Genomic DNA, 8,927 nt, shown 5'->3' on the forward strand with positions numbered 1-8,927 from the left:
TGGCTACCGGCCGCAGTTGGGACATGAATACCAGTTCGACCTTTCCATTGAGGCAGGCCAACCGGGAAAAATGATCGTTTGGCTCGGATCATTGCATTCCTGAGGGCCAGTATGGGTGCTGTCAGACGAATGCGAACCGGTCTCCGTTTCCCCTACCCCACCCGCCTGTCAGTCAGCGAAAAGGCCGCGCCACTCTGCGAGGGCGGCGGCGCGGGTCTGCTTGTAGGCGTTGCGATCTTGGAGGTGGCGCTCCGTCGGAAAGTGGGTGTGGGCGGAGGCATGAACTGAAGCGAACTTCTGTAAGGTATGCACGCGCCGGAACCGCAACGTCGCCCGTTCTCGTCGCCGGAATGGCAAGTGTGAATTCTCGGCCCGGTTGTTCAGCCAGCGCCCCATCTCGCGGTCATCGCCGCGGCCAAGATCTTTCAGCGCCGCGCCGTAGGATCGAAGCCGGTCCGTCACGATGGTCTCGGGTCGCCCGTGCCGCTTCATCGATTTCTTGAGGAATTTAAGGGCAGCCTTGCGGTCCCGCAGCCTGGTGATGACGCTTTCCAGCACCTCGCCCTCATGGTCGACGGCCCGCCAGAGGGAGGGCATGTCGCCATGGCTCCTCACATAGACCTCGTCCAAGTGCCAGCCCAGTGACGGCAGCCGCACATCCGGGCAACCGCTTGCCCCTGATCTCTTACGCGAAGATCGGACCGAAGCGGGTCCAGCACTATCGATCCGTCTCGTGACTGATCTCGATCCCGCGCTCGTGAAGCAGGTCCTCGACATTGCGCAGAGAGAGCGGGAACCGGATGGTGAGCATCACCGCCAGGCGGATGATCGACGGGCTGGTCTTGAAGTAGCGGAAGGGGGAGCGTTGGGACATAGTCGCACGCTAGTCCGCGCCGTACCCTACCTCAAGCAACGTTCTTCTGACACTGCCCGGTTCCTCTAACAAGACCCCCAGCGAATGGTCAGTCCATGCTGATGTTGGCGCCTTCGACGACGGGCGCCCATTTCGCCATTTCGGCCTCGACATGGGTGGCCAGTTCCTCGGGCGTCGAGGCGATGATGGTGGCCGAGAACGTAGCCATCTGCTCGATCACCTTCGGATCGGCCATCGCCACCTTGGCGGCGGCGTTCAGCCGGGCAATCGCCTCGGGCGGCGTGCCCGCGGGGGCGAAGAGCGCGTTCCAGGTATAGGTCTCATAGCCCGGCAGGGTTTCCGCGATGGTCGGAACATCGGGGAAGGAGGCGGCCCGCTCGGCCGTCGTCACGCCGAGCGCACGCAGCTTGCCACTGGCGATATGGCCCGAGGCCGAGGGCAGGTTGTCAAAGATGATCGGCACCTGGTTGCCCAGCACATCGGTCAGTGCCGGGCCCGAACCCTTGTAGGGGATATGCACGATATCCACACCGGCCATGGCCTTGAACAGCTCGCCCGACAGATGCAGCGGCGTGCCATTCCCGGACGAGGCATAGGTCAGGGGCTGGGTCTTGGCGAGGTCGATCAGCTCCTGCACGGTCGTCACCGGCAGTTCGGGGTTAACCGCCAGCACGTTCGGCACCAGGACCAGAAGCGAGACCGGCGCGAAATCGGCCACGGGATCGTAGGGCTTCTGCTTCAGGATCAGCGGGTTTAGCGCATGGGTCGCGACCGTGCCCATCAAGATCGTATAGCCATCGGCCTCGGCCTCGGCCACCTGCTGGGCGCCAAGGCTGCCGCCTGCGCCGCCGACATTCTGGACGATCACCTGCTGGCCCAGTTCCTGGCTCATCCGTTCGGCGACGATGCGGCCGACCACATCGGTCGATCCGCCGGCGGCGAAGGGGATGACAAGCTCGATCGGACGCTCGGGGAATTCGGCAAAGGCGGGCGCGGCAACCACCGTGGCCAGGGCGGCCGTGAGAGCCAGCGCGGCGCGGCGTGTCAGGGTTACTGTCATGGTCTTTCCTCCCTTGGTGAAACTGGAAACGGGCGCCCCCGGCAAAGGGGCGCCCGAAGGGTCAGCCTTCGCTTTCAGTGAACACTTCGTCGCGGCTCTTGCGGACCGAGGGCAGCAGCACCACCACCAGGACCGCGACGGAAAGCAGCAGCAGCGTCAGGCTGATCGGCCGCGAGATGAAGGTGGCCGCATCGCCCCGTGACATGATCATGGCGCGGCGCAGGTTTTCTTCCAGCAGCGGGCCCAGGACGAAACCCAGCAGAAGCGGCGCAGGCTCGCAGCGCAGTTTCGCGATCAGATAGCCAAGCAGCCCGAAGAAGGCGACGGCGTAAAGGTCCCAGGGCTGCGAGCGCACGGAATAGACGCCGATCGAGCACATGGCCATGATGATCGGAAACAGAACGAAATACGGCACTTTCAGCAGCTTCACCCACAGCCCGATCAGCGGCAGGTTCAGCACGACCAGCATCAGGTTGCCGATCCACATGCTGGCGATGATGCCCCAGAACAGCTGCGGCTGTTCGCTGGCCACATTCGGGCCCGGCACGATGCCCTGGATGATCATGGCCCCGACCATCAGCGCCATGACGGGATTGGCCGGAATGCCCAGTGTCAGCAGGGGGATGAAGCTGGTCTGCGCCCCGGCATTGTTGGCGGCTTCGGGTCCGGCGACCCCCGCGATCGCGCCCTGGCCGAATTCCTCGGGCCGCCGCGACAGGCGCTTTTCCACCGTGTAGGAAGCGAAGGCCGCCAGGATCGCACCACCGCCGGGCAGGATGCCAAGAACAGAGCCAAGCCCGGTGCCGCGGATCACCGGCCCTGCCATCGCCTTGAATTCGTCGCGCGTGGGCCAGAGCCTGCCGACATGTTTGGTCAGCACCTGCCGGTCATGTTCGTCTTCCAGATTGCGCAGGATCTCGGCGATGCCAAAGACCCCGACGGCGAGGGCCACGAAGTTCAGCCCGTCCGAGAAGGCGGTGATCCCCATGGTAAATCGCGGCGTACCTTCGAATATATCATTCCCGACCATGCCAAGCAGCAGGCCCAGAACCACCATGGCCAGCGCCTTGATGATCGAGCCATGGGCCAGCGCGATCGACATGACCAGACCCAGCACCATCAGGCTGAAATACTCTGCCGGGCCGAATTTCAGCGCGATCTCGGTCAGGGGCGGGGCGAAGATCGCGACGAGAAAGGTCGAGACGGTGCCCGCAAAAAAGGAACCCAGGGCGGCGGTGGCCAAGGCAACGCCGGCGCGGCCCTTGCGCGCCATCTGGTAGCCATCGATCGCGGTCACGGCCGACGAGCTTTCGCCGGGCATGTTGATCAGGATCGCGGTGGTCGAGCCGCCATATTGCGCACCGTAATAGATGCCGGCCAGCATGATCAGCGACGAGACCGGCTCAAGCTGGAAGGTGATGGGCAGCAGCATGGCGATGGTTGCGGTGGCGCCGATGCCGGGCAGGACGCCGATCAGGGTGCCTAGAAGCACGCCGATCAGGCAGAACAGCATGTTCTCCAGCGAGGAGGCGACCGAGAAGCCCAGTGCGAGATTCGAGAAAAGATCCATGATGCCTCTCAGATCGGAAGCCAGGGGCCGAACCGCCGGAAGGGCAGCCCCAGCGCATAGCTGAAGACGAGGGTCGAGAAGACCGTCACGACGATGGCCAGAAGCACGGCCGGCAGCGGTTTCATCCGCGCCGAGGCCATGGCGGCGATCAGCGTGGTGACGAAGATCGAGGGCACGAAGCCAAGCCCGCGCACGGTCAGGCCGAAGAAGATCGGCGCGGGAAGGATGAACACGATGCCCCGCCAGGCAATGGTGCCGAACGGTTCGCCGCCCGGCGTCTTCAAGGCCTTGAGCAGGATCACCAGGCCCAGCACGAACAATAGGCCCGACAGGATCATCGGGAAATATCCCGGACCCATGCGGAAGGCCGTGCCGATGTTGAGAGTGCTGGTCTGCCAGCCGAACAGCGCGGCGGTCAGGATCAGAAGAATGCCGGTCACGACATCGGTCGTGTCTTTGGAGCCGGGGGTCATTGGGGGTCTCCGCAAGAAGAGGCCCCGACGTATGAGCGCCGGGGCGGAACGGGCGGCTTAGTCGGCGTAGACGCCGGCGGCTTCGATCACCGGTTTCCAGCGGGCGATCTCGGATTCCAGCTTGGCCTTCAGCGCCGCCGGAGTCGCTTCTTCTGCGGTCGAGGGCGCAGTGCCCAGTTCGGCCATGGACTTGATCACGTCAGGATCGGCAAGCGCGACCTGCAGCGCCTTGGACAGACGCTCGGTCACGTCCTCGGGCGTGCCCTTGGGGGCGTAGATGCCATGCCAGATCCCGAATTCCATGGTCGGCAGGCCGGATTCCGTGGCGGTGGGCAGGTCCGGGAACAGCGCCAGGCGTTCGGCCGTGGTCGTGGCATAGGCCTTGATCGTTCCGGCCTCGATCTGGCTTGCCGTATTCGTGGTCTGGTCGCACATGAAATCCACCTGACCGCCCAGAAGGTCGGTCATCGCCGGGCCGGTGCCCTTGTAGGGCACGGTCACGAACTGGGTTTCGATGGCCGACTGGAACAGCATGCCGCACAGGTGGCTGGCCGCGCCGATCCCGGCATTGGCCATCGACACCGTATCCTTGTTCGCCTTGACATATTCGATGAAGGCCGGGAAATCGGCCGGTTCAAAATCCTTGCGGGCGACCATGACCATCGGCACGTCGGTGACGAGACCGACATATTCGAAGGCGGTCAGCGGATCATAGGCGAGGCTGCGGTAAAGCGTGGCCGAAGTCGCCATGCCGATGTGATGCAGCAGCAGGGTGTAGCCATCCGCCTCGGCGACCGCCACCTGGCCCGCGCCCAGCGTGCCGCCGGCCCCGCCGACATTCTCGACCACGATCTGCTGGCCAAGATCGGCCGACATCTTTTCGGATACCAGCCGCGCGACCGTATCGGTCGGGCCGCCGGCCGAGAAGGGCACGACCATGGTGATCGTGCGCTCGGGATAGCCTTGGGCAAAGGCCGGCGACGACAGAACGGTGGCAGCGGCCAGCGCCGCCAAAAGCTTGGACAGAGACATCGGATCCTCCCAAAGATGCCAGTGATGCTTATCCCGGAACCTCCAAATTCCGGGGATGGCGGCAGCAAAGGGCATGTTGTCGCAGGGACCAACGCAATTCTGTCACGGCAGCGTGAAATTCAGGCACTCGCCGCACCGGAATGGGTGGAAGGCGGAACAAGACCCCCGCTGCGTGGGTGGAAATCCACCCATTCTCGGACGATCAGCCGCCGTCGCCTTCCTGCGCATCGATGATGAGCCGGCGATCCAGCCCGTGTTTCTGCATTTTCTCGTAAAGCGTCTTGCGGCTGATCCCCAGCGTTTCATAGACCGACTTCAGCCGCCCGCCATGGGCAGAAATGGCGCCTGCGATCAGGCTGCGTTCGAAATCGGCCACTTGTTCGGCAAGTTTCGCGCCTTGCGCCGAGGCAAGCTCGCTGCCGTCGATCTGCAGGACATGGCGCTCGGCCATGTTGCGCAATTCGCGCACGTTGCCGGGCCAGTCGCGCGCGGCCATGGCAGACAGATGACCGGGCGACAGCTGCGGCTCGTCAATGCCGTGGCGGGCGGCCGACTCGCGGACCAGCTGGCGGAACAGCAGCGGAATATCCTCGCGGCGGGCCGACAGGGGCGGCATGTGCAGCACGGCGACATTCAGCCGCCAATACAGATCGGCGCGGAAGGTGCCCGCCGTCACCGCCGCGGCAAGATCTGTTTTCGAGGTGGCGATGAAGCGCAGGTCGAGGGCCACCTGTTCGTTCGAGCCGAGGCGGGTAATCACCCGGTCCTGCAGCACCCGCAGCAGCTTGGCCTGAAGCTCCAGCGGCATCGAACCGATTTCGTCCAGCAGGACCGTGCCGCCGCGCGCATGTTCGAACTTGCCGTAACGCGGCCGCAAGGCCCCCGGGAAGGCGCCGGCCTCGTGGCCGAACAGTTCGGATTCGATCAGGGCCTCGGGCAGCGCCGCGCAATTGATGGCCACGAAGGGCTTGTTCGCGCGGGCCGAAATGTCATGCAAGGCGCGGGCGGCCACTTCCTTGCCGACGCCGGTCGGCCCGATGATCAGCGTATCGGCATCCGACGCGCCGATCGCCCTCAGCCGGTAGCGCAGATCGACCATGACCTGCGTCCTGCCCGGCAGCCGTGCCTCGATATCGTCGCGCTTGCCCGCGACGGCGCGCAGCCGGCGGTTCTCGATCACCAGCGCCCGGTGCTCGGTGGCGCGCCGCAGCACGGCGGCCAGTTCCTGCACCACGAAGGGCTTTTCGATGAAATCATAGGCCCCGCCGCGCATCGCCTCGACCGCAAGCGGAACTTCGGCATGGCCTGTGACCAGAACCACCGGGATTTCGGCATCCAGCTCCTGCAAGCGCGACAGAAGCGTCATCCCGTCCATTCCCGGCATGCGGATGTCGCTGACGACGGCCCCGTCGAAACCGGGCCCCGCCAGCGCCAGCGCCTGTTCGGCGCTTTCCAGACATTCGACCGCAAAACCCGCCAGATCCAGCGCCTGCGCCGTGGACTGGCGCATGTTCTCGTCATCGTCGACCAGAAGCACGCGGGCCGGTTTCACGCCGCGACCTCAACCGCGGGCCAGGCCGGTACGGTCACGATGAATTCCGTCCCCGGCTTGGCGGAATGCGCGACGATTTCACCGTCGAAATCGCGGATAATGTTGTAGCAGATCGACAGCCCCAGCCCGAGACCCGCGCCAACCCCCTTGGTGGTGAAGAACGGGTCGAAGATGCGGTCCGCGATGGCATCGGGAATACCCGGGCCGCGATCACGGATCGACAGCGCAACCCTGTTGCCGACGACGCGCGCCGAGAGCGTGATCCGGCGATCCTCGCGCCCCTCGACCGCGTCGGCGGCATTGGCGATCAGGTTGACCAGCACCTGCTGCAACCGCGTCGCCCCCGCCTTCATCGCCGGCAGCCCGGGCGGCAGATCGATCTCGAGCACCGCCTTGGCGCTGGCCAGGCGGCCGGCAAGAATGATCTGGGTTTCCGGCAGAAGCTGCGCCAGCGACACCGGTTCGAGCCGGTCGTTCGGCTTGCGGGCGGCATTGCGCAGGTGGCGCCCGATGGCGGTCATCCGGTCGATCAGCGACAGGATCAGGCCCATGTTCTCTCGCGCGCGGGCGGTATCCCCCCGGTCGATCAGGATCGCGGCGCTGTCGGCATAGTTGCGGGCGGCGGCCAGCGGCTGGTTGATCTCGTGGCTCAGCGCCGCCGACATCTGGCCAAGGGCGGCCAGCTTGCCCACGCGCACCAGATTGGCCTGCGCGGCCCGCAATTCCGCCTCGGTCGCACGGCGTTCGGCGACTTCGCGCTCCAGTGCCGCAGTGCGTTCCTCGACCCGTCGTTCGAGATCGGCATTGCTCTCGGCCTGCAGGCGGATGCGCTCGGCGATCCGGGCACGGCGCTGCAGCACCATCACCGCGGCAAAACCCGCGACGCAGAGAAGCAGGATCGTCGCAACCGCGATGACGCGCGCCTCGGCCCGCGCGCTGCCACTGTCGAGAAGAACATTGACCGTCCATCCCGCCTCGGCCATGTTCTGGTGTTGCACGATGAACTCGCGCTCCGCCCCGCCGGCGGCCGCGAGACGGGCGATCTCCACCCCCGCGAGAACATCGGAGCGGAAGGTCAGCTCATGCAGGGGCAGGTCCGAGTATCGCCGGTTTGTCTCGGTCCGCGCCAGCCTGTCGGGCGTCAGCGGGTAGAGCGAGCCGTAAAGCAGCTCGGGGTCCGAGGACAGAAACACGATCCCTTCGGGATCCGTCACGAAGATGCTGTATTCGCCGCCGCGCCAGCTTTCCTCGATCCGGTCCACGCCGACCTTGACCGCGATGACCCCACCGATCCGGCCGGCATGGTCGTAGATCGGGGATGAAAAGAAATAGCCCCGCACGCCCGAGGTGGTGCCGACACCGTAGAACCGCCCCTGGCCGCCCTGGACGGCCTCCTGGAAATAGGGGCGATAGCGGAAATTGTGGCCGATGAAGCTGTCTATCCGCCGATGGTTCGAGGCGGCAATCGTCTCGCCATCCGGCCGCATGATGTAGATGTCCGAGGCCAGCAGTTTGGAGCTCTGCTCTTCCAGCAGCCGATTGATTCCGGCACGGCGCACCGGATCGTCCGGCCGGGTCACCATGAGCTGGATTTCGTCCAGATCGGCCAGAAGCTGGGGCATCGCCTCATAGCGCGCGAGATCGCCCTCGACGGCGTTCACCGCCATCCGCAAAGCGGTTTCGACCCGGGCACGATCCGTCTCAAGCGCAGTTTGCAAGGCGAGGCGGTGCGTCTGCCAGACGGCAATCATCAGCATGCCCAGACCTAAGAGGATCAGCACTGTTTTGGTGGTTTTCTGCATTCGCCCTCCCTTAGCCCAGATAGCTCGCGCTGAGTTGCTGCCGGTGTCGTGATCATCAGGTTAAGCTAGCAGAGCCCGGGCCTCGAATTCTATGGGCCTGAGTGAGCTGGACTTGGACTTGCCCGTGAAATGTGGAGAGCACCACCTGAGGGACCAGGAGGTGTTCTATGGGAAACGGGAACAGACCGACGCCGGAGTTTCGGCGTGAAGCGGTGCGGCTGGCACTGAGCAGCGGCCGGACGCGGCGGGAGAATGCGGTTCTGAAGCAGGAGCGCGACATTCTAAAAAAAGCCGCAGCCTTCTTCGCGAGAGAGGGAAGTCGATGACCTTCGGCTTCATCGAAGCGGAGAAGGCCAGCTTCCCGATCAGCCGGATGTGCCGCGTCCTTGGGGTCAGCCAGAGCGGCTTCTTGGCCTGGCAGGAACGTCCGGCCTGTCGCCGTCAGCATCAGGACGTGGTCTATCTGGCCCATATCCGCACGGCCTTTGCGCTGTCGAACGGGACCTATGGCAGCCCGCGCATGCACCGAGACCTCGTCGACGAGGGCCATGAGATCGGGCGACA

The 8,927-nt window shown here is 64.9% G+C and carries 6 protein-coding genes and 2 pseudogenes; 1 reads left to right on the forward strand and 7 read right to left on the reverse strand.

From position 1 onward, the window contains the following. Positions 1-168: 168 nt before the first annotated feature. From ACED67_RS17080 to ACED67_RS17110, 7 genes and pseudogenes are all read right to left on the reverse strand, one after another. A pseudogene (locus tag ACED67_RS17080) lies at positions 169-874 on the reverse strand (IS6 family transposase). Positions 875-962: 88 nt separating this feature from the next. Further along, positions 963-1,934 (reverse strand): Bug family tripartite tricarboxylate transporter substrate binding protein, encoded by a 972-nt coding sequence (locus ACED67_RS17085; RefSeq protein ID WP_395542918.1) that lies wholly within the window; start codon positions 1,932-1,934, stop codon positions 963-965. Positions 1,935-1,995: 61 nt separating this feature from the next. Further along, complete coding sequence (locus ACED67_RS17090; protein WP_395542919.1) at positions 1,996-3,504, reverse strand: tripartite tricarboxylate transporter permease; 1,509 nt, start codon at positions 3,502-3,504, stop codon at positions 1,996-1,998. 8 nt (positions 3,505-3,512) lie between these two features. Next, positions 3,513-3,977, reverse strand: coding sequence for a tripartite tricarboxylate transporter TctB family protein (locus tag ACED67_RS17095; RefSeq protein WP_395542920.1), 465 nt, complete (start codon positions 3,975-3,977; stop codon positions 3,513-3,515). A 57-nt stretch (positions 3,978-4,034) separates the two neighbouring features. After that, positions 4,035-5,009, reverse strand: a complete 975-nt coding sequence (locus tag ACED67_RS17100; RefSeq protein WP_395542921.1) for a tripartite tricarboxylate transporter substrate-binding protein — start codon at positions 5,007-5,009, stop codon at positions 4,035-4,037. Between the two features lie 202 nt (positions 5,010-5,211). Next, a complete protein-coding gene (locus tag ACED67_RS17105; protein ID WP_395542922.1) occupies positions 5,212-6,561 on the reverse strand; it encodes a sigma-54-dependent transcriptional regulator in 1,350 nt (449 codons plus the stop codon). Continuing rightward, a complete protein-coding gene (locus ACED67_RS17110) occupies positions 6,558-8,363 on the reverse strand; it encodes a sensor histidine kinase (RefSeq protein WP_395542923.1) in 1,806 nt (601 codons plus the stop codon). The genes ACED67_RS17105 and ACED67_RS17110 overlap by 4 nt, the downstream gene beginning before the upstream one ends. A 167-nt stretch (positions 8,364-8,530) precedes the next feature. Here ACED67_RS17110 and ACED67_RS17115 point away from each other — a divergent pair. Beyond that, positions 8,531-8,927 (forward strand): annotated as a pseudogene (locus ACED67_RS17115) (transposase); the annotation flags it as partial.

This window comes from Neotabrizicola paludis (assembly GCF_044142105.1).
Taxonomy (GTDB): Bacteria; Pseudomonadota; Alphaproteobacteria; order Rhodobacterales; family Rhodobacteraceae; genus Pseudogemmobacter.